The organism is Candidatus Binatus sp., from assembly GCF_030646925.1.
Lineage (GTDB): Bacteria > Desulfobacterota > Binatia > Binatales > Binataceae > Binatus.
Genome location: NZ_JAUSKL010000027.1, coordinates 60,982 through 83,601 on the forward strand (window position 1 = coordinate 60,982; position 22,620 = coordinate 83,601).

11 protein-coding genes are annotated in these 22,620 nt (G+C 62.0%); 6 read left to right on the forward strand and 5 right to left on the reverse strand.

The window, feature by feature from the left end; translation table 11 throughout:
- Positions 1 to 59: 59 nt before the first annotated feature.
- Positions 60 to 1,226, reverse strand: a complete 1,167-nt coding sequence (locus tag Q7S58_RS03790; RefSeq protein ID WP_304820977.1) for a cobalamin-independent methionine synthase II family protein — start codon at positions 1,224 to 1,226, stop codon at positions 60 to 62.
- Positions 1,199 to 1,414, reverse strand: coding sequence for a hypothetical protein (locus Q7S58_RS03795; RefSeq protein WP_304820979.1), 216 nt, complete (start codon positions 1,412 to 1,414; stop codon positions 1,199 to 1,201). Before Q7S58_RS03795 ends, Q7S58_RS03790 begins: the two co-directional genes overlap by 28 nt.
- Here Q7S58_RS03795 and Q7S58_RS03800 point away from each other — a divergent pair.
- The 3 genes from Q7S58_RS03800 to Q7S58_RS03810 are packed head-to-tail and all read left to right on the forward strand — an operon-like array spanning position 1,398 to position 4,346.
- Positions 1,398 to 2,162 carry a glucose 1-dehydrogenase gene (locus Q7S58_RS03800; RefSeq protein ID WP_304820981.1) on the forward strand — a complete coding sequence of 255 codons (765 nt, stop codon included), beginning with the start codon at positions 1,398 to 1,400 and terminating at the stop codon, positions 2,160 to 2,162. The genes Q7S58_RS03795 and Q7S58_RS03800 overlap by 17 nt on opposite strands.
- Positions 2,087 to 3,571, forward strand: a complete 1,485-nt coding sequence (locus Q7S58_RS03805; protein ID WP_304820983.1) for an amidase — start codon at positions 2,087 to 2,089, stop codon at positions 3,569 to 3,571. The genes Q7S58_RS03800 and Q7S58_RS03805 overlap by 76 nt, the downstream gene beginning before the upstream one ends.
- Before the next feature lie 46 nt (positions 3,572 to 3,617).
- Positions 3,618 to 4,346, forward strand: a complete 729-nt coding sequence (locus Q7S58_RS03810; protein ID WP_304820985.1) for an alpha/beta fold hydrolase — start codon at positions 3,618 to 3,620, stop codon at positions 4,344 to 4,346.
- Position 4,347: 1 nt separating this feature from the next.
- Here Q7S58_RS03810 and recD read toward each other — a convergent pair whose 3' ends face one another.
- Genes recD through Q7S58_RS03825 form a run of 3 tightly spaced genes read right to left on the reverse strand, consistent with a single transcriptional unit; the run spans position 4,348 to position 13,261 of the window.
- Positions 4,348 to 6,390: an exodeoxyribonuclease V subunit alpha gene (gene recD / locus Q7S58_RS03815; protein ID WP_304820988.1), complete on the reverse strand. Its 2,043-nt coding sequence runs from the start codon at positions 6,388 to 6,390 to the stop codon at positions 4,348 to 4,350.
- The gene (locus tag Q7S58_RS03820) at positions 6,387 to 9,668 is read right to left on the reverse strand and encodes an exodeoxyribonuclease V subunit beta (RefSeq protein ID WP_304820991.1); all 3,282 of its coding nucleotides are present in this window, start codon (positions 9,666 to 9,668) and stop codon (positions 6,387 to 6,389) included. Before Q7S58_RS03820 ends, recD begins: the two co-directional genes overlap by 4 nt.
- Positions 9,665 to 13,261 carry an exodeoxyribonuclease V subunit gamma gene (locus Q7S58_RS03825; RefSeq protein ID WP_304820993.1) on the reverse strand — a complete coding sequence of 1,199 codons (3,597 nt, stop codon included), beginning with the start codon at positions 13,259 to 13,261 and terminating at the stop codon, positions 9,665 to 9,667. Before Q7S58_RS03825 ends, Q7S58_RS03820 begins: the two co-directional genes overlap by 4 nt.
- Positions 13,262 to 13,510: 249 nt before the next feature.
- Between Q7S58_RS03825 and Q7S58_RS03830 the strand changes: the two genes are divergently transcribed.
- The 3 genes from Q7S58_RS03830 to pbpC all read left to right on the forward strand — a co-directional run bounded on the left by Q7S58_RS03830 (position 13,511) and on the right by pbpC (position 22,556).
- The gene (locus Q7S58_RS03830; RefSeq protein WP_304820996.1) at positions 13,511 to 14,608 is read left to right on the forward strand and encodes a YafY family protein; all 1,098 of its coding nucleotides are present in this window, start codon (positions 13,511 to 13,513) and stop codon (positions 14,606 to 14,608) included.
- Positions 14,609 to 14,691: 83 nt separating this feature from the next.
- On the forward strand, positions 14,692 to 20,391 hold the full coding sequence (locus Q7S58_RS03835) for an alpha-2-macroglobulin (protein WP_304820998.1): 5,700 nt from the start codon (positions 14,692 to 14,694) through the stop codon (positions 20,389 to 20,391).
- Positions 20,391 to 22,556: a penicillin-binding protein 1C gene (gene pbpC / locus Q7S58_RS03840; protein WP_304821000.1), complete on the forward strand. Its 2,166-nt coding sequence runs from the start codon at positions 20,391 to 20,393 to the stop codon at positions 22,554 to 22,556. The genes Q7S58_RS03835 and pbpC overlap by 1 nt, the downstream gene beginning before the upstream one ends.
- The last annotated feature ends 64 nt before the right edge of the window (positions 22,557 to 22,620 follow it).

A 22,620-nucleotide genomic window follows, 5' to 3' on the forward strand; every position in this document is an offset into this window, starting at 1 on the left:
AAGTGAGGGACCGGCGGGTGAGGGTGCAGGACGCCGCCGCCACAGAATCCCGAACCTCCTCAGTTCCTAAGCAGCCGCTCCGATGCGAGATCGGCGCCCTCGCGCATCGCGCGCAATTTCGCCCACACCACTTCCTCCACGACTTCGCCGAGCCCTGCCGAAGTCTCGAAGCCGCAATCCGTAGCCGCCATGATGCGCCGCGGATCGCCGACCGCCATCGCCGCACGCTCGAGCCGATCGGCAATGGTTTCAGGATGCTCGACGTAGTTCGTCTTCGTGTCGATCACGCCCGTCACCAGGCTCATGTGCTCCGGCATCGGACACTGCTTGAAGCAGCGATATTCGTGCTGATGGCGCGGGTTTGCCGCTTCCAGCACCAGCGCCCCCGCCTTCGCGCGATACAGAATCGGTAGAATTTCGCCCAGCGGTACATCGAGATCGTGCGGCGCTTCGTAGTTGCCCCAGCATACGTGCAGCCTGACCTGCTCCGCATCGATGCCCTCGAGCGCGCGATTGGTCGCCTCGACATTCGTTTCGACGTATTCGAGAAATTCCTTCAGCGGACGATCCGCGTATGACGTGTGCCGTTCCATCGCCAGATCGGGCGCGTCGATCTGCAGCACGAATCCGTTCGCGGCTATACACTGATACTCAGTCTTGAGCGCACTAGCTACTGCATTTACATAGTTCTCATAGTTCGAGTAATACTCATTGAGCATTGCAGACGCGATTATTCCCGGCGACGGCGCCGTCATGAATGGTTCGACGAACTTCGATTGCTGCTCCGCGAGCAGGCGAAGCGTCTCGCTGCACTCGAATTCGACTTCGCTGCGATCGCGATACTTGACCTCGCCGATCGCCTTCGGCGCGTGCAGCAGATCCACCATCGTGCGCTGAAATAAGGGCGCCATCAGTTGCCGATAGGTCGGATACTCCACCAAATCGCGCATGATCGGCCGCTCGCTGCGCCCGCCGAAGCCGGTCATCCGATGCCGCACGTGGGTGAAAAAACTCTCGCGCGATTGCTCGCCGTTGTTGCCGACGTCGATTCCCGCCTCAAGCTGCTTGCGAATCGCGCTGCGAGTCGATTCCTCGATCAACTGCGCCATCGACGCGCCGTCGGGCTCTTCGCCGCGGCTCTTTCGCACCAGCATCTCGACCAGCGCCGCGGGACGCGGCAGGCTGCCCGCATGAGTCGTCAGAATCCGGTTTTCCGTGCGACGCATATCTTCACCATTGCCGCGCTGTCGATTTTTTCAGCCAATACGCGGCGCATGATGTCTATCAAACCGGCGCCGATCAGGGCCATCCGCGCGCTTGGACGAATTGCCGCGATGATGCCAAACTCGCCCCGATCGCGATCCCCGCGAACGCGGGTTTCGACGGAGGCGTTATTGATGGCTGGATTGCTCAATGGCAAAAGCGCGATCGTCACCGGTGCCGCGTCGGGAATCGGCCGCGCCGCCGCGCTGGTCTTCGCAAGAGAAGGTGCGCGGCTGATCGTCGCCGACATGGCCGAGGAACGCGGCGTCGAAACCGTCCGCCTCGCGCGCGAAAACGGCGCCGAAGCGCATTTCTTCAAGTGCGACGTGTCGCGCGCCGCTGACGTCGATGCGCTCGTGGCCGAGGCCGTCAAGAAATTTGGCCGGCTCGATTGCGCGTTTAACAACGCGGGAATCGCAGGCTCGCAATGCAAGACCGCCGACTACGACGAAGCGGAGTTCGATCAAATCATCGCGGTCGATTTGAAAGGCGTATGGCTATGCATCCGCGCCGAAATCCGCCAGTTCCTAGCACAGAAGAGCCCCGGCGCGATCGTCAACACCGCGTCGGCGGCCGGCCTCGTCGGCGCGCACTCGATGCCCGCGTACACCGCCGCCAAGCACGGCGTCGTCGGCCTAACGAAATGCGCCGCGCTCGAGTACGCGCGCACCGGCATCCGCGTCAATGACGTATGCCCGGGCGTCGTTGATACGCCGCTTGTGGATGGCATGGTCGCGGGCCGCCCGCGCCTCGCGGCCGCTCTGGAAGCCGCCGGGCCAATCGGTCGCAAGGCGCGACCGGAAGAGATCGCCGAAGCCGTCGCGTGGCTCTGCTCCGACGCCGCGTCTTTCGTAACCGGATGCTCGATGAGCGTGGACGGCGCGCTGACGGCGCAGTAGGAATCGCGATGCTCGATCCGTTTATCGAAGGTTGGGCGCTGCGCGATCTGGTTGCGAAGGGCGAGGTCGCGCCGCGCGAGGTCGCAGAATTTTTCCTCGCGCGCATCGAACGCCTCAATCCAACTCTCGGCGCTTACATGACGATCACCGCCGATCGCGCGCTCGCCGACGCCGCGCGACTCGAGGCCTCGCGCAAGGACGCACCCTCGATGCCGCTCTTCGGCGTTGCGTATTCGCTGAAAGATCTCACTCCGACGCTCGGCATCCCCACCACGCTCGGCTCGCGCAACTACGCGACCAATCTCGCTCCGATGGAAGCAGTGATTGCCCAGCGCCTCTCGCGCGCTGGCGGAATCCTGCTCGGCAAAACCACGACGCCCGAATTTGGCGGACGGCCGACCACCGAAGGCGGCCTCTGTCCGGTGGCGCGCAATCCGTGGAACCTCGACTACAACGCCGGCGGCTCGAGTGGCGGCGCGGCGGCTGCAGTCGCGGCGGGATTGGGACCGATCGCGGAAGGCAGCGACGGCGGCGGCTCGATTCGCGGCCCGGCGTCGAATTGCGGTGTGGTCGGACTCAAGCCCTCGCGCGGACGACTCACCTACGCGCCTCATCGCGGCGAGGCGTGGGGCGGCTTCGCAACGCGCGGTCCGATCGCGCGTTCGGTGCGCGACGTCGCCATGATGCTCGACGTCATCGCCGGTCCCGTCACCGGCGATCCATATTGGGCGCCGCCTCCAACTCGTCCGTTCGAGCAAGCCGTCAGCGCGATTCCGCGAAATCTCAAGCTCGCATCAATTTCAACTTCTAAACTCGGCGAGGTCGATCCCGATGTGGCGCAGGCGTGCGAATCCGCGTGCAGCGCGATGCGCGAATTGGGGCATCAGGTCGAACCGATCGATCTCGATCCGGGTGCGCTGCTGGTCGATTGCGCGCGCATCCTGATTTGCGTCGGCATCGCGGCGATTCCGCTCACCAATCCCGATTGGGTCGATCCGGTCGTGCGCGAAATGCACGACTTTGGCCGCAAGGTGAGCGGCGCCGAATACGTCAACCTGGTCGCCACGATGCACAACGTGGCGCGTGAAATTGTCGAGCGCCTCGACCCCTTCGACGCATTACTCACTCCCACCATGACGCGGCCCGCAATGCGTAACGGCACATTCCCATCGAAGCCGGAGCGTTACCTCGATGAACTATGGACCTGGATAGCATTTGAGTATCCAGCTAATGCAACCGGTCAGCCCGCGATTACTCTCCCCTGCGGATTCAGTACATCGGGACTGCCTATTGGACTGCAAATCGTGGGCCGGCCGAATGGTGAATTTGAGCTGCTATCTATTGCCTCCGCTTTCGAGGCCGCGCGGCCGTGGCGCGATCTCCGTCCGCCATTCGCAATTAGCAACTGAGTAATTAGACAATAGCACTTAGGCAATCAAAGAGGATATTCGAGCCATGCCTACATTCAATCGCGCCGAGACTTCGCTTTACTACGAAGAATACGGAACTGGCTATCCGATTTTACTGTTTGCGCCGGGCGGGATGCGCTCATCGGTCGAGTTCTGGCACAAGAGCCCGTTCGATCCCACCGTTGAACTTGCGTCCGATTTCCGGGTGATCGCGATGGATCAACGCAATGCCGGCAACTCGACCGCGCCGATCGCCGCGTCCGACGGATGGGAAACCTACGCGAACGACCACCTTGCGCTGATGGATCATTTGGCCATCAAGCAATGCCACGTGATGGGCGGATGTATCGGTTCGTCCTATTGCCTCGGCCTGATCAAGCTGGCGCCGGCGCGCGTCAGCGCCGCGATCCTGCAAAATCCGATTGGGCTGAGCCTGCGCAACCGCGACATGTTCTACGCGATGTTCGACGGCTGGGCGAAGGCGCTCAAACGGGAACGCCCGCAAATCGAGGAAGCGGCGTTCGGCCCGTTCCGCGAACGAATGTACAGCGGCGATTTCGTGTTCAACGTGTCGCGCGATTTTGTGCGCTCCTGCCGGACGCCAATGCTAATCCTCTGCGGCAGCGACGATTATCATCCCACCGAGACATCGAAGGAGATCGCCGCGCTGGCGCCCAATGCCGAATTGATCGAAACCTGGAAAACGCCCGAGGCAGTCAAGCCGGCGGTCAAGCGGGTGCGCGAATTTCTGATCTCACACACGCCGAAAGCCTGATTCAGCGGGAGAGTGCGGCGTCGATTTGAGCTGTGAGTCCCGAGAATCGCTCGACCGGCGCCGCGATCGCCTCTGCGAGACGCGCTTCATCGCCGACGACGATCACTGATTTGCGCGCGCGGCTCACCGCCGTGTAGATCAGCTCGCGTGTCAGGATCGGGATCGATTTCTCGGGCAGCACGATCACGACCGAATCGAATTCCGAGCCTTGCGCCTTGTGGACCGTCATCGCGTAGCCGAGTTCCAGATGCTCGCGCAGCGCGTCGAAATGGAACGCGACAAAATTGTCCCCGCGCGGAAATACCGCCATCGGAACCTGCGCGCGATTGCCGCGCCGCACCCACAGCCGGATGCCTTGATCGCCGTTGAAGAGACCGCGCTGATAGTCATTGCGCAGCACGATCAGCGGCTCGCCCACTACGTATTCCACGCGCTCGCCGGCAACTCGCGCGTCTGCCGCGGCCCGCGCGTGGAAGCGCGCATTGATCCGCGTCGCGCCAGTGTCAAACACTCGCGTCACGCACAGGATTCGCGATTTTGCCGCATGCGCGAACAGCCGCCGCAGCCGCGCGCAATCCTCGCCGTCGAAGCCCGCATCGCGCTGCACGTACTGATCCGCCACAAACGACTCGATGTCCGCGTCGCCGCGAAGCCGCTTCTCGTACCAGTGATCGAGAAACGTGCCAAGCTCTGTCGGCAACGCCGCGAGAAATTCGAATCCTTCGAATGCAAGCTCGGTTGGCGAAGCCCGCCGCGACGCAACTCGATCCGCCGACTGCTCGACTGCATTCAATAGTCCAACATCGCCTTGATTGATTGAAATCGCCGCACGCAGAACCGAACGGCCACCCGCATCCTCCTGCTTCATGCGATGATTTTCCTGCAACCGGATCGACGCATCCGTGAGCGCCGCCCTGGCACTGCCGATCGGCGCTACAAGGTCACGAAAAACGGAGCCTGCCGACACCGACGGAAGCTGGTCTGCGTCGCCAAGCAGTATCAAGCGCGCATCTGATTCGACCGCGCCCGCGAGCCGTTCCATCAATGTGAGGTCCAGCATCGAACATTCATCGATGATTACGACCTTTGCCGCGAGCTGGTTGTTGCGATGATGCCGGAAACGATTCGTCTCCGGCGAATAGCCGAGCAGGCGATGTATCGTCGCGGGGTCCACGTGCGCGTCGGCAATCGCTCGATCGATCTCGTCGCGCTCCGCCTCGATGCCGAGCGCCTCGCGGATGCTCTCGCCCATCCGATACGCCGCCTTGCCGGTCGGCGCCGCCAGCACAATTTGTGACGGCTGAATTCCGAGCCGCACCATCAAACGCATAATCGCGAGAACAATCGACGTCTTGCCGGTGCCCGGCCCGCCCGAGATCAGCGTCAATCCGCGGCGCGCAACCGCAACTAACGCTTCGCGCTGTTCTGCTGATAGCGAGCCGGTGACGCCGCCGATTCTCATCGGCCTTGCCAGCACCTTGTCGAGCGCGGCTCGAATTTGCGTCTCACTGAATTGCGCGGCTGCACGCGAGCGGAGCATCGCGGCAAAAATCGCTGCGAGCTGGCGTTCGGCGTGACTGATGCGATGATTAATTATATGTGGGGAGGCAAATAGTAATGGCTTATAGTCAGTCCCTTGATAGCCAATTACGGCAGAAGCACGCCTCTGAGTAATCAACTTATCAATGCGCTCGATTACCTGCTCGACAAGGCCGTCACCAGGACTTCCGCATAACGCCCCGACCATCCGGAGCATCGGCAGCCGGGCTTGCGGTCCAATCACCGGGAACTGAGTACTGCCTTGCTGCAATGCGGCGAGCGACACAAGCACGAGCACGATCAGTGCGGTTCGATCGTCAGTATCCAGATCGGCCTGAAAAGCAGCTATTTCCGTTGCAATCTGTACCGTTTCCGGGGCAAGATTGACCGCCGGACATGCCATCTCAAATGCACGAATCCGGTTTTCCTGAATCGACTGAGCATTGCCGTGCGACCTTTCAAAGCGCCGCCATGCAGTATCCATCGCCAGCAATTCGTAGTTCATTGAGCTATTCCTGGATCAGCCGGAATAGCTATCAAGCTTGATTCATAATTGACTATTTCTGTCCATTCAGGCCGTGCAAAATAGATACCTGAATTAGCGTCGCCGTTGAGTCCGACGCCGCGCAGAAAGACGTAGAGCAAACCGCCGAAGCGATCGCGGTAGTCGCTTTCGTTCTGTATTCCAAGCATCCGCACTACCCCGACTGAGTAGATCTGCGCCTGCAATGAGTAATGAGCCTGCACGTGCGCGGCGACTGCATCGGCTTCGTATGAAGCAAGCAGATCGCTTTTCCAATCAGCGAAGTAGGTCTTGCAATCGTGCTGAAAAATATAGTCGACAAAGCCCTTCAGGTAGCCGCGCTCGGCGCGCCATTCGCCGCCGCCGTTCCCCGCGAGCAGCCGGTGATGAGCTTCGGGAATTGGATAGGTAAATTCCATTTCCCGCACGCCGTTGGTCGCGCAAAAGCCGCGTGCGAGGATTGCATCGCCCATCGCGACCGGCGATGTCATCGTGCGGAAAACAATTTCGCGCCCGCGCTCGAGCCATCGCGCGTCGCGGACGCCGTGGCGGCGCATCGTGCTCGCGAACAGTTCGCGAACGTCGGCGCGCGCCGCCCAGAGCTTTTCGTCCGGGTCGTCGCCGAAGGTTGCCAAATCGAGTTTTTCAATGACCCCGTGCAGGAAAATACCAACCTCGCGTCCGCCCCGCAGATCGGCGATGCTGCCGTCTTCGTCGATCGAGTCGACACCGTTCTTGAAGTCATCGGCTTCGATGTCCTCGGCGCTGTTTTTTTTGCGCGCGCGTTCGGCTGCCTCCAGCGCCGCTTTGATCGCCGTGTACGACCGCACTTCCAACGGCGCGTGACGCTCGCGGATTTCCGCGAAATGATGCTCCCCGTCATGATCGTGCGATTCGTCGAGCAGTTCCGGCGGCGGATTCCAGTCCTTGAGCGCGCTCCGGACCTTTGCGATCGTATCGTCGCCACCCGAGCTTGATTCGCCTACTTCCTCAATCTCGAACAGGTCTGCGACGGTCTTGTTCCTGTCGTTTTGAATCAGTACGTCCAGCCGATCATTCAAATGCCGGTAGTAGCCGTCGAATTTCTTCAAAGAGCCTTCCGGGAAGAATGGCAGATACAACTTCAGCCGCGCGCGCGTGAGCGCGACATACAGCAGGCGCTCGTCTTCCTCCTTTTCCTCGCGCTTCAGCTCGTCATATCCCTCCTCGCCTTTAATCGGTTTGCAGACGGCCACGCGCCGGCCGCTCTGATCATGAAAAACGCCGACCGGATCGCGGTTTGACGAGTTGCTTGTACCGCCGAACAAAAACACCACGTCGGCCTCGAGTCCTTTACTCCGATGCACCGTCATGATTTGCACCGCCTGGCGCTCGCTCTCGAGGCGCTTCACGTCGCTGTCTTCGTCGCCGGGCAGCGCGCGCTTCGCGATGTAATTCTCGAGCAGCTCGATCAGCTCGCCGAGCGCCAACCTGCGCGCGACGGCTTTTTCGAGCAGGATCTCGAAGATGTGCAAATAGTCAGTCAGATCGCGCTCGCTCTCACGCAGCAGTAACTCGCGATCGACGAGGCCACTTCGATGCAGCATCGCGTCGAACAGTTGCGCGAACTGCTCCTTATCGGCCAGCGACTTCCATTCGTACAAGCGCTCGAGCAACACGTGTCCCGGCGGCGGATCCGCAAGCCGCGGCAGGTCGGCAACCGGCACCGCGAAGAATGGCGTCGTCCATGCCTTCAGCCGGCGCGAGCGAACATTCGGTTCCTGCGCGGCTTTGAGCGCGTCGAGAATGTCGCCCGCAACGCGCGTCTCGAACAGCCCCTCCTGCTTGTAGAACGCGTACGGCACGCGCGCATCCGCGAGCAGCCTGCCGATCATGATGCTCTCGGCGTTGGTGCGCGTAAGTATGTACACGCTGCCTGCCTGAATTTGCCGGGGCGCGCCGCTGTCCTCCGCTACTCTGAGCCGGCGCGAATTGGGCGCCAGCATTTCGCGCAGGATCCGCGCGATTCGCCGGCCAATCGCCAATCGCGCTCGCTGCGCAGAAATTTTCTCGCTGGTAACCAGCTTGAGCATCGAAACCGGCTTCACATCCTGCAAGCGCGCATCGACCGCCCGCAGATTTTTGCGTCCGCACGTCACAGGAGCGTCGTAGCGAATATTGCCCGAGAAAAACGGCGCGCTGACGTTCTGCCGAAAAATCAAATTGGTCGCTTCGATCAGCCTCGCTGTCGATCTGAAATTTTCGACCAGCCTGATCGGCGCGATCTTCTGCTCCTCCAGCTCACGGCGCGCGTCGAGATAACTGTGAACGTCGGCGCCCCGAAATGAATAGATTGCCTGCTTGGGGTCGCCGATCAGATGCGCGACCGTGCCGGCGCCGCCGTCGATGAATACCTTGCGGAAAATCTGCCACTGCAAATCGTCGGTGTCCTGGAACTCGTCGATCAACGCGTATCGATAACGCGCGCGCAGCGACGCGATCAGATCCGCGCCCGGCCGCTGCTCCAGCGAATCGGCGAGCCACTGCAGCATGTCGTCGTAGTCGATCACGCCGCGCTCGCGCTTCATGCGTTCCATCCGCGCTGCCACTCGCGGCAGGAACGCCTCCGCGACGCGCACCTCGAGCGGAAATGACGCTCGCTTGCCTGCGCTCATCGCGGAACGATGATCGACGCTCGCGAGATAGCGCTTGCGATACGCGGCCACCAGCATCTCTTCGAGATTTGCTACCGTCTTGTTTGCGAGCCATTCGTCGCTCAATTTTTTCGCCGCGGGATCGACGGCAAAGTGCTCGCGCAGTTCGGCGCGAAACGCCTCGTGCAGGCTGCTCTGCGCGTCGGTCAGCTCGATCCCGAATCGCATCCCGCTTTGGAACGCCAACTCCGACAGTGTGCGATGACAAAAGCTGTGGATCGTATGAATCGGTGCGCGATCGAACGCGAACAGCGCATCCTCGATAATTCGCCGGCTGCTGGCGGGTAGTCTGCGCCGCTCTTCGGGTGGCGCGTCGTTGATCGATTTGCCTGACAGCACCGATTCAAGGCTGCCGCGAATCCGCTTTCGCAGTTCGCTGGTCGCCCTCTCGGTAAACGTCACCACCAGAATTTGATCGAGCGTCGCTTTTTCCTCGAACAGAATCTCGACCACTATATTCTCGATCGTAAACGTCTTGCCGGTGCCGGCGCTCGCTTCGATCACCGCGTGCTGGTCGAGCGAAATCTGATCGAGGATGCGTGGACGCCGATATTCGAAGCTGTTCATTTTCGCGTCTTCGCCTTTTCGAAAATCGCGCCGATCAGCTCATAACGTTCGGCTATGATCGATCGGATCGCCTTCAAATCCGGCAAATCCAAATCGCGCGCGTTGCGCACCGGCCCATAATCCGAAAAACAGCGCGAGTTGCTGTTCAGCCGCATCTCCTCCAGGTCGGCTTCGATATCGACCCCCGCCTTGTCCCCGTCCTTCCAGAATTTTTCGATCGCCTCGAACGGCAGGAAATACGAATTTCCATCCGACAGCAGACTCCCGGCCAATCGCGCTAGATAGGTGCGAGCGTCGCTCGGCTTCGGCGGCGACCATTCCTTCGCTTGAGCACGACCATCGCCAAGCACAATCGCGCGAAAGTTCCTGGCGATCGATTCGCCCGCCGCCGACAGCGCGATCGCATTGATAAACAGCGGCAAAAAATGTTTCGCTTCGATCGTCTTTCGCACCACTCCCTGGATCGACGCGTCTAGCCGCGGCGAGAATCGGCGGACCGCGCCGTGCAGCTTCACGCGCTTGCTGATCGCAACTCCATCGGGCCGTTTGATCGTTACGTCGAGCGAGATCGCATCGAGCGTTTTCGTCGCCGTAAGAAATTCATCGGCGCGCCCGATCCGGATGTCCTGCCACTCGGCCAGATCGCTCACGCCTTCTTTCCGCGCGAGATCGATCCAACCCTTGATCAACTCCTCGCCGTCTCTTGCGACTGTCTCACCGAACATCCCCGCCGGCGCCTCGCCCTTCATTTGCGCGATTAGCAGCGCCTCCTCGAATTTCTCCGCGATCGCTTTTTTGTCGCCGCCGCATTCCCAGAACACTTCGCGCATCAGCACCGCGCGCTGCAGCGCTGACTGCTCCAGCGGCTCCTGCGCGTCCTCCTGGTCGTCGATATCCTCCCGCAACATCCCGAGCGCATATCTCGCCGACGCCTGGAGCGGGCACTCCAGGTACTGCTTCAAGGCCAATATCGGCAGCCAGATTTCATCTCGCTCTGGCTCAACTGAAGTTGTGTCGGCGCTCGCTTCGACGAATTTCAGACTCTCGCGAATCCGCTTGCGAGCTTCGGCTGGCATCAAAGCGAGCGGCCTTGACGGCAGCGGAAGATCCCGCGCGCCAAGATGCTTTCCGAGATTTCTCCTGAGCGCGATCATCCGCGCGCCGCGGCGCGCATCCGCGTCGAAACTCTCGAGTCGCGCGTTTTTCTCGGCATCGGTGGCGCCCGGCAGTGTCGGAAAATAGTCAAGACTGTAGCGGCTCACGCGATGCTCGATCGTTAGCGCGCGCAACGCCGCTTCATCCAGGTAGCCGCGCAGAATGAACTGAAGCTCGCGAATCAGCACCGAAGGCTCGAGCGGATCGCCGGTGCGGCCATCGCGCGCGACGTACGAAAGGTAGATCGCATCGCGCGCAGCCAGCAGCGCCTCGAGGAACAGGTAGCGATCGCGCTCGGTCGAAGATACGTCGCCGGCCTGCCGCCGCTGCGAACGAAGGTCGAGCTGGTCGGCTGCGCTGCGCGCCGGAAATTCTCCTTCGCCCAATCCCAGCGCAAAGATCACCTTGAACGGAATCGATCGCAGCGCCGACGTCGAACCCACTGCCACGCCCGTCGCCGCTAGCTTGCCGCCGCGCGACTCGAGCTCCTCGATTCGCGACGCTACCAGTTGCTGCGCCGTCTCAAAGCCGACCTGTTCGCTGCGCAGACTGTCCGCCGCCAGGTCCTCGATCTCCTCCAGAAAAGAATCGCGCACGCGCTCATCGATCGAAGTCTCCGCGCGGATATAACGGGCGACAAGTTCGCCGAGCACGCGCGACCATTCGGGCAGCGTCAGTTGCGCCGCGCGAATCTTGAGCGCGTCGGCAATCAATGAGCGCGCCGTCGAAACCAGCCGCGCCACGCTCTCGATCGAATCCTGCGGAATTTCAAGCGGCAGATAATGATCGCCTGCCGCGCTATCGAAAGTCTCATCGAATCCGCTGACCTCGCCCGCCATCAGCGTGCCGAGCGCCAGGCGTTTCAGCGCCTGGTCCCAGTTGAAGAGATCGTCGCGGATGTAAGTATCGCGCAGATCGTCGCCGTCAGCGCCAAAGAATACTCCGAGTTGCTCGATCCAGACCCGCCACGCTTCGACGTCGTCCGCGTCGCCGATCATCGCCGGATGCGTCAGCAGGCGAATCATCTCGTCGCGGCCGAATCGTCCCAGCGGCAGCCGCACCAGCAGCTCGATCGCCTCTGCCACGCGGCTGATATTCGCGAAGCGCCGGTTGACCACATCGACCGGAATCTGATGATGCTCGCGCAACACGCTTTCGAGATGCGGCAGATACTGCTCGAAAGATCCATCGGGCGCCACGATCGCAATTTCGTGAAGCCGAAGCGGTCCCGCACCTCCGCCCGCAAGCCGGCGATCGTCGGCGCTCAGCAGCGATTGAATCTCGTTGGCGACGATCTCGACTTCGCGCCGGATTCCCGGACACGCGAGGAACCGAACGGTCGCGTCGATCTGCGCTCCGTGTCCGTCTTCGACCAGCGAACGCTCCGGCGCGCGAGTCAGGATGTCATTCTGCAGCGTGCACAGAAGGGTCGCGCTATGTTCGTTCGTCGGATCGCTGAAGTGCGCCGTGAAATCGCAGTCGGTCAGCTCGTTCAGCAGCCGGATATGCTCGCGCCCCGGCCGCGCCCACAGCCGAAGCGCCGGCGTGTCGCCCGACGCCAGCTCGAATGGATCCTCGGCATCCTCGCGCAACTTGCCAATCCGATCTCCGCGGCGGACCAGCTTTGCCCCCGCGACCAGATTCGCGCCCGCGACGTCTTCCCAAAATTCGAAGCACGGATTGCACGCATATATATGGATGCTGAAGCCGTCCTGCTTGCCGAGCGTCGAGAAAATTTCCGCGAACGCAGTCCCCATGTACGATTGCCCGAACACGTGGAGTTCGCCGCTGAATGCGGACCGCCGCTCCGCCGCATCCAGCGCGTCGATCGCATCCGGCAGCATCATCCAGCGCCTCGACGGATCTGCCACCCACTCCGGCAGCACCGCGCCGTCAGCACCGAAAACGCATCGCCAAAGATGCCGCTGCCATCGCTCCGTCCCGGTCATCGCCGCGGCCGAGTTCGCGCGCGCCGCGCTCCACCGCTGCAGCATTGCGCGCCGCGAGATCGAATATTCGCGGAACAGATGCGCCACGTGCCCCGCCAGCAACAGAGTTCGCAGCTCGATGTCCGATGCGGACTTCGAGCCCGCCTCGACGTAGTCGCGCACCAGTCCCAGCTCAGCATCGTTGCGATGGCGCTCGCCTCGGATGCATTCGAACAGGACAATCTGCAAATTGTCCGCGTCGAGAATCTTAAGCCTGCGATCAATCGATTCGAGCTGCCGCGCGAAGTAGCTCCTCAGAAATGGAAATCGCAAGTTGGCCGCGATACCGATCGTTTCCGCCAGCCGGTAGCGCACGAACTGCTCGACGACCCGGTTCGGCACGATAATCGACACCGGCTCGAGCGGCGCGCCGCGCTGCTGGCGCTTGATCGCCGCGGCGAGCGGTTCGATCAGATTTTCCAGCCGGTTCGAGTAGTGAAGTTCAATCATCGGAGCTTGATCTCGGCCGGCCGCGCCGATTCGCTTTCACTTTCCTCCGGGCCGCCTGCGCCCCCGCACAGCATATCGGTGAATTCCTCGACCTGGCATTTTGGACAAAGGATGATGATGTGAGGTTTCCCTTTCACCGTCCAGCAACTGCACGCCATTTTCAGTCCGCACCCGTGACACTTCACCTGGTGCAGATTGCCCCCGCTCCGCATCCGGCTCACTCCTCTCTGCGATTTCTTCGATACGCCGATGCTACTCGGGCACTACGACAACGGTTGTCATTCGACGCGCGAGGTGGTGATATTGCCTGAATCGCGCCCGATGAAGAAGACTCGCCGAAAACCGACCTATGGCGCCGCCGTCCGCCTCGCGCGCATCGCCGCCGAACTCTACTCCCGCCCCTACGGCTGGAAGTTCAGGGACATCGAGGCCGCGCTCGAGATCTCGAGCCGCACGCTGTTGAGATATGTCCAGGCGCTGCGCGAAGGCATGCGCGATTCGCGCGGCGTCCCGATGATCGTCGTAGTCGGCGCGGGTGACAGCCGCGCGCTCCGCCTCGCCGCCACGATCGGCGTTCCCCAGCTCAGTTCCTACGACGCGGCGTTCCTTTATTTCGGCCTGAGCGTGCTTCGATTTCTCGAAGGCACCGTGCTGCAGGAAGGCATCGACGGCCTCTGGCAGCGCGTTTACGGCAAGCTCCTGCCCGCGCAACAGGGCAGACTCGCGTACCTCGACCGCAAGTTTTACACCGTCCCCTACGCCCCCAAGGATTATTCCAGCTACAACGATCAGCTCGACATCATCCTGCGCGCGCTGCTCGAGCAGATTACTGTTCGAATCGATTACACTGGCGTCGGCGGAAAAAACAAAATCCACGACTTCAATCCTTATACGCTCATCGAATATCGTGGCGGTCTCTATGTCCTCGGCTATAGCAAGCTCGCTCGCAAAACCATTTATTTCGCGGTCGAGCGGATGCTGTCGGTCGAGATGGTGCTGGAAAAAGACGGACAGCCGGCGCGCTTCCCATACCCGCGCACCCACAATCCCGCCTCCTACACGGAAGGCGCCTTCGGGATCGTTGACGGTCCCGAGACCAAGGTTGAATTGCTGCTGCTCAATCCCGGCACCGAGACCTACATGAAATCGCGCAAGCTGCATCCCACTCAGCAACTCGTCCGACGGCGCGACGGCAAGGCAGTAATCACTATGACAGTCCGCGGCACCGCTGAACTCGAGAACTGGGTAATGAGCATGGCGCCCTATGTCGAGGTATTGAAGCCGCGGGAGTTGCGGCGCAATCTTGCGGAACGCCACCTGAGAGCCGCGAAACTATATAACAACTAGCTATTCGCGTAAAACGGAGAGAAAGTACGATCAATCGCGAACTAACTAATGCTCGATTGCGATTTGCCCGCAACTTCCCGGCGATGGCGATTCCCCTCGCAGTGCTGTTGATCGCTTCGATCCTGGGAACGGCCGTCTCAGCCGCCGCTGCCACCGCGTCCGTTGCACGATTCAGCCCGCGCGGCGCCGTCAAACAAGTCCGCCAAGTGACCGCGCGATTTTCCGAGCCGATGGTGCCGCTCGGCGATCCGCGTGACACCTCGATGCCCTTCGACATCGATTGCCCTGCGCACGGCTCCGCGCGATGGATCGACAGCCGCAACTGGTCGTTCGACTTCGATCATGATTTACCCGCCGGGCTACGCTGCAATTTCAAACTCCGCGCCGGGCTAAAGACGCTGGCAGGCAAGGACTTCAGCGGTATCAGGACTTTTTCCTTCGATACCGGCGGCCCTTCCATCAGCGAAACCCGCCCGTGGTCGGGCGCCAGCGGCATCGACGAACAACAGGCATTCGTGCTCGTGCTCGACAGCGATGCCGACGAAACTTCCGTTCTCGAGCACGCTGGTTTTTCCGTCGAAGGAATCCCCGAGCGAATCAGCGTCACGATCGTCGCCGGCGCGGACCGCGACCTCTTGCTGAAACGTTTTCAAAGAGTCACCGCGAAGCAACCGGTGATCATTCTCCAGGCAAAGCAGCGCTTTCCCAACAACACCGCGGTCACGCTGGTCTGGGGCAAGGGGATCAAGTCGAAGACTGGCATCGCCAACGACCAGGATCAGACTTTCAGCTACACCACGCGCAAGGTTTTCGAGGCCAAGCTGCAATGCGAACGCGAAAGTCCGAAAGCCGGATGCATCCCGCTGACGCCGCTTATCGTTTCGTTCACCGGCGAAATCAGCGCGGCGCAGGCGAAGCAGATCGCGTTGATTTCCCCTGATGGGCAGCGGCAATTCGTCAAACTCACCGATCCTTCCGACGTTTCATCGGTGACCTTCAAGGGACCGTTCACGGAATCGTCGCAATACAAAATTGAGCTGCCGTCCAGGCTCGCCGACGACACCGGACGCGCACTCGCCAACCAATCGCGATTTCCGATGACCGTCGAGATGGGCGAATATCCGCCGCTCGCGAAATTCTCCGCGCGCTTCGGAATTATCGAGCAGGCCGATCCGATTCTGCCCGTCACTGTGCGCAACCTCGAGGCTCAAATCGCCGGCGCATCGCTCAAACTCGGCGATTCGTCGTCCGGCTCTTCGACCATTCGCAATTTGATCAGTCGTCTCGAAGCCACCCTGTGGCGTGTTCCCGAACCGAGCAGCGAGAACGTCCTCTCATGGCTCAAGCGAGTAGCCGAGGCGAAGCGCGCCGCCTCCGTTTTCAGCCAACAGCCGGCCGCATCCGCCCAGGCCTTCACGATGCCGAAGCCCAACGGCGCGCAGGCTTTCGAGGTGATGGGAATTCCGCTCCGCCGCCCCGGCTTGTATATCGTCGAACTCAAGAGCGCTCGCCTCGGCTCTGTTCTGCTCGGCCAGCCCAAGCCGATGTACGTTCCGACCGCGGCGTTGGTCACCAACCTCGCGGTGCATTTCAAGCAGGGACATGACAACTCGATCGTCTGGGTCACCGAACTGGAATCCGCACGTCCGGTGCACGGCGCCCGCGTCTCGATCACCGATTGTCACGGAACTGAACTTTGGTCCGGCGTTACCGATCGCCGCGGCCTCGCAACGGTGCCGAAACTGGCCGCGTTCGATAATCTCACTCACTGCGATTCCGCCCAGGGCGAACAGGATAGTGACTATTACTCAAATCAGGTCGAATCGATTCGCGAATTGAGTCACGGCGTATTAGTCACTGCACGCCACGGCGATGATTTCAGCTTTGTACACTCGACATGGCAACAGGGTATCGAGTCATGGCGTTTCCATTTACCAACTGACTATCAGCCCTCACCCTATGAAGCTCACACCGTGTTCGATCGGACGCTGCTTCGCGCCGGTGAAACGGTCCATATGAAGCATTTCATCCGCGCAAAAACGATGAGCGGGTTGTCGCCGGTATCGCCGAACGAGCAACCCAACAGGCTGACGATCACCTTCGCCGACTCCGATCAGCACTACGACTTCGGCCTCAAATGGTCCGGCGCCGGCGCCGCCGCAAGCGATTGGCAGATTCCGCGCGAGGCCAGGCTCGGCGAGTACACGGTCACGATGTCCCGGCGCAATACTAGTCCCACGCCCGCGTCAGACAGCTACGATTCATCCAATCAATCGCTCACCACCGGCAGCTTTCGCGTCGAGGAGTTCAGAATCCCCGTGATGAAAGCCGCTATCCGGGTTCCTTCGCAGCCGCTCGTCGCGGTCACAGAGTTTCCGCTCGATCTCAGCGCTCAGTATCTGTCAGGCGGTGCGGCCAAGGGCCTGCCGGTCACGCTCCGAAGCCAGATTGTCAAGGATTGGATTCCGCGGTTCCCGGACTTCGACGATTTCTCGTTCGCCAATGGCGTCGTGAAAACCGGCATCGTCCGCAATGATTATTCCGAGGAGCCCGCAGAGCCGCCGCCGCCCGGCGTCCATCAGCGCAAGGACCTCGTCCTCGACGCGGCGGGCGGCGCGCGCACCGACATCAGCGACCTCCCGCGGCTGCCGACCCCGGTTCAGGTGCATGCCGAGCTCGAGTATCGCGATCCAAACGGCGAGAGCCAGACCGTTTCGAACAACATCGTGGTGTGGCCGGCCAAATTGCTGGCCGGAATCCAGGTCGAGGATTGGGCCTCGTCGCCCGGCCAAATCCGCGCGCACTTCATGGTCGTCAACGATGCCGGCAAGCCGGCCGCGCATGTTCCCGTTCACGTCGATATTTTCGGCCGCACGCGTTACGCCTATCGCAAACGCCTCATCGGCGGATTCTATGCCTACGAAAATATCGTCGAGACGAAGGCCGCGGGGGCGCTATGCTCCGGCGCCACCGACGATCGCGGCCGCTTGAATTGCGAGGTCAAGCCGCCGCTCCGCGGCGAAGCGATCCTGCAGGCGACCGTCACCGACGACGCTGGCAATTCAAGTTCCGCCACCAGCGAGATCTACATCCCCGGCAACGACCGCGAATCCTTCGCCGGCCGCGACGACGATCGCATCGACGTGCTGCCCGAAAAGCCGGGCTACGAACCCGGCGACCAAGCGCGCTTCCAGGTGCGGATGCCCTTCGCCGCAGCGACCGCTCTCGTGACCGTCGAACGCGAGGGAATCCTCGCCGCGTCGATCGTGCATCTCAGCGGACGCGATCCCGTTCTCACTCTGCCCGTGCGCGATTACGCTCCCAACGTGTTCGTCTCGGTGCTTGCGGTGCGCGGCCGAATCGCCGGCGTGCAGCCAACTGCAATGATCGATCTGGGCAAGCCCGCCTTCAAACTCGGCATCGCCGAGATTCGCGTCGGATGGCGCGATCATCGCCTCAAGGTGGACGTCGCGCCGGAAAAAACCGTCTATCACGTGCGCGACAAGGCGCTCGTGAAAATCGCGGTGCGCACCAGCGACGGCAAAGCGCCTGCTCCCGGCAGCGCGATCGCGATTGCCGCCGTTGATGAAGGATTGCTCGAGCTTCGCGCGAATGACAGTTGGAAATTGCTCGACGCGATGATGGATCGGCGCAGCTATCAGATCGAAACTTCGACCGCCGAGACCCAGGTCGTCGGCAAGCGCCACTTCGGCCTGAAGGCGATTCCTCCGGGCGGCGGCGGCGGCCGCCAGGTGACGCGCGAACTTTTCGACACGCTGCTTTTGTGGAAAGCGTCGGTGCCGCTCGATTCCAGCGGCAACGCGAGCGTCGAAGTTCCGCTGAACGATTCACTCACGAGTTTTCGCATCGTCGCGATTGCCGCCGCCGGCGCGGACCAATTCGGCACTGGCGCCGCAACCATCCGCTCGACGCAGGATCTGATGCTGCTCTCGGGCGTCTCGCCGATCATCCGCAACGGCGATTCGTTTACCGCCGAGTTCACTGTGCGCAATGCGTCCGAACATCCGTTCGACGCCAGCATCAATGCCAGCATCGACGGCCTCGCGTCGCCCGCACAACCGCCGTTCAAGGTCGCGCTCGCCCCGGGTGAAGGCCGCAGCATCACGTGGAACGTGGCGGCGCCGCAGACAGTGCGCGAACTCAAGTACCACGTCGACGCGAGCGTCGAGAACGGCCCGTCCGATCGTTTGCTGATCGCTCAACGCGTGATTCCCGCCGTCCCCGTTCGCACTTTTCAGGCAACGTTCGCGCAGTTGGACAAGCCGCTCGAACAACCGATCGCGCGGCCTGCCGACGCGCTCGCAGGCGAAGGCGGCGTGCAAGTCGCGCTCAGTCCGTCGCTCGCAGCGAGCCTCGACGGGGTGCGCGATTGGATGCGCGAGTATCCGTATTCATGCCTCGAGCAACGCGTCTCGCGCGCGGTTGCGCTTGGCGATCCGAAACTGTGGAGCGCCATCATCGCCGATCTCCCGTCCTACATCGATTCCGACGGATTGCTGAAATATTTCCCGAATATGCCGCGCGGCAGTGAGGTACTCACTGCATATGTAGTTTCAATAGCACATGCCGGCGGACTGACTATTCCGCCCGATTCCGAAACTACCATCACGAACGGTTTGCGCGCTTTCGTCGAAGGCAAGAATGCTTTCGCTGGCCCGATCCTCGCCGCCGACTTGCCGCTTCGAAAACTCGCCGCGATCGACGCGCTCGCGAGCGCCGGCAAGGCCGACCCGAAGCTGCTCGCCAGCGTCACGATCGAACCTAATCTCTGGCCCGACTCTGCTGTGATCGATTGGTGGAGTATCGTGCTGCGCCTGCCGCAGTTGAAGGATCGCGACCGCCGCTTGAACGAGATCGAGCAGGTCATGCGATCGCGCCTGAATCAGCAGGGAACCGCGATGCATCTCGCGAGCGACGCGCGCAATCACATGTGGTGGCTGATGGTGTCGCCCGATCGCAACATGGTGCGCCTCGCCGTGCTCCTGCTCGACAACAATCTCTGGCACGACGACCTGCCGCTCCTGTTGCGCGGTGCGATCGCTCTGCAATCGCGCGGCGCGTGGCCCGAAACGATCACCAATGCCTGGGGCACTGTTGCGGTGAATAAATTCGCGCGCGCATTCGAGTCCGCGCCGGTCGCGGGCGTCACCACGGCCTCGATGCTCGCCGCCGCGCAGAAACTCGATTGGGTGCACGATCCGCAAGGCGGAACTCTCTCCTTTGAATGGCCTGCGGCCCAAGCGAATCTGAAGCTCGAGCATTCCGGCAGCGGAAATCCGTGGGCCGAGGTTCGTGCGCTCGCCGCGATTCCTCTCTCGCAGCCGTTTTCCAGCGGCTATCGAATCACTCGCACGCTGACTCCAGTCGAAGCCGGGCGCAGCGCCGGATGGAAACGCGGCGAACTGGTCCGCGTACAACTTAAAATCGAAGCGCAGACCGCCATGACGTGGGTCGTCGTCAACGATCCGATTCCCGCCGGCGCATCGCATGTCGGCGCCGGCCTTGGCCGCGACTCGCAAATCGCTGCGAGCGGCGAAAATCAAACCAACGACACCTACGTCTGGCCCGCTTTCACCGAGCGCGCCTTCGACGGATTGCGCGCCTACTACGATTACGTGCCCAAAGGCAGTTTCGATATCGAGTACACGATTCGCCTCAACCAGGCGGGCACTTTCAACCTGCCCGCGACGCGCGTCGAGGCCATCTACCAACCCGAGATGCTCGGCGAATTGCCCAACGCGCCGTTCGAGGTTGCGCCGTGATGCGCGTCGGCGGATACATCTCGATCGGCGTCATCGCTATCGCTGTTGTCTGGATGCTATGCGCGCCGTCGCCTCCCACTTTTACCGGCGTGCGCGACCGCTGGCGTCCGTCCGATCTTCAATTGCTCGACCGCTACGGAGAGCCGGTTCACGAGTTGCGGATCGATCGATACGGCCGGCGCCTCGCCTGGACTTCGCTCGACGAAATTTCTCCGGCGCTCAATAGGATGGTCGTCGCCGCCGAGGATCATCGCTTCTGGAGCCATCGCGGCGTCGATTTCGTCGCGCTGCTCGGATCCGTGTCGCATGCACTTACCGATCATCACGGCCGCGGCGCCAGCACGATCACGATGCAACTCGCGTCGCTGCTCGATTCGAATTTCGCGCGCACCAACGCCCCTCGCACCGTCTTTCAGAAACTCCGCCAGATTCGCGCCGCGCTCGCTATCGAACGATCGTGGACCAAGCGCGAAATTCTCGAGGCTTACCTCAACCTCGTCACCTATCGCGGTGAATTGCAGGGCGTTGGCGCGGCGGCGCGCGTGATGTTCGCCAAGTCGCCGCACGGCATCGACGCATCCGAGGCTGCGATCCTCGCCGCATTGATTCGCGCACCCAACGCCCGCCGCGATTCGGTCGCGCGTCGTGCCGAGGCTCTGCTCGCGAAACCTGAATTCGATTCCTCGCCGCGTGACGGTGTGTCCGCCGCGATCGATCGCGCATTCGCCGAGCATCGAGGCGCGTTCGCACGCATCACGCTCGCGCCGCATCTCGCCGAGCGCCTGATGCGCGGCCGCACCGGCGCGCTCCGCTCCACCCTCGATCGCGATCTCCAGCGTTTCGCCGCCGAGACTCTCCGCAGGCACGTCGCCGAAGTTCGCGATCGTCGCGTTGACGACGGCGCCGTCATCGTGATCGAAAACGCCACCGGTGAAGTGTGGGCTTACGTCGGCGGCGCCGGCGATCTCTCCGCCGCGCCGTACTTCGACACCGTCCGCGCGATTCGCCAGCCCGGCTCGACCCTCAAACCTTTTCTCTACGCGCTCGCCCTCCATCAACATCTGCTCACTGCCGCTTCGATGCTCGAAGATACGCCGCTCGAAATCTCTGAACCGCGCGGCATCTATCGCCCGCTTGATTACGATCGCCGGTTTCACGGCCTGGTCTCGATGCGCACTGCGCTGGCCTCTTCGCTTAACGTTCCCGCCGTGCGCACCGCCGATCTGATTGGGCTCGAACCGTTCGCGCGCAATCTGCGCCAACTTGGATTCCGCGGCCTCAGCGAAGAGGGCGATTACTACGGCGCGGCGCTCGCGCTCGGCTCCGCCGACGTGAGTCTTTGGGAACTCGCCAACGCGTATCGGACTCTCGCCAACCGCGGCGACTATTCGGAGCCGCGGCTCATTCCGCGCGCCAGCACTGAAGATTCGCGCACCTCGATCTATTCGCCCCAGGCCGCGTTCGTGATTTCCGATATTCTCGCCGACCGCGCCAGTCGCAGCGCCACCTTCGGCCTCGAGAACAGCCTCGCCACGCGCTACTGGAGCGCCGTCAAAACCGGCACCAGCAAGGACATGCGCGACAACTGGTGCGTCGGCTTCACCCGCCGCTTCACCGTCGGCGTGTGGGTCGGAAATTCTTCGGGCGCGCCGATGCGCGACGTCACCGGCGTCACCGGCGCCGCTCCGGTCTGGCTCGACGTGATGAACTATCTGAACGATCGGCTCGGCAGCCGGGAGATCGCGCGCCCGCCCGGCGTCGTCGCGAGCGTCGTGAATTTTCCCGACGCGATCGAGCCGCCGCGGCGCGAATGGTTCATCGCCGGCACCGAACCGAATTTTCCCGCGCCGCATCTCGATCATCAGATCGCGCGCATCACTTCGCCCACGCCCGGCACTACCGTCGCGCTCGATCCCGATCTGCCGCCCCGCTCGCAGCGCATCGCATTCGCAGCGCGCGATACTCCAGCCGACTCGCGATGGATACTCGACGGCCGCGGTTTCGCGCCTGCTGCTAGCATCGCGCTCTGGCCGCCCGCCCCCGGCGCGCACACGCTTACCCTTATCGACGCATCGGGACGCGCGCGCGATTCCATTCCGTTCTCGGTGCGCGGCTCGAATTCGCCCGCGCCTGATGATCGCGACGCCGCAAAGCAGTTAGAATGATCGCGCCCTGCAATCTTATGAAAGCTGCCTGTAAGGTGGGCTCAACATGATCGTCGTCACTGGC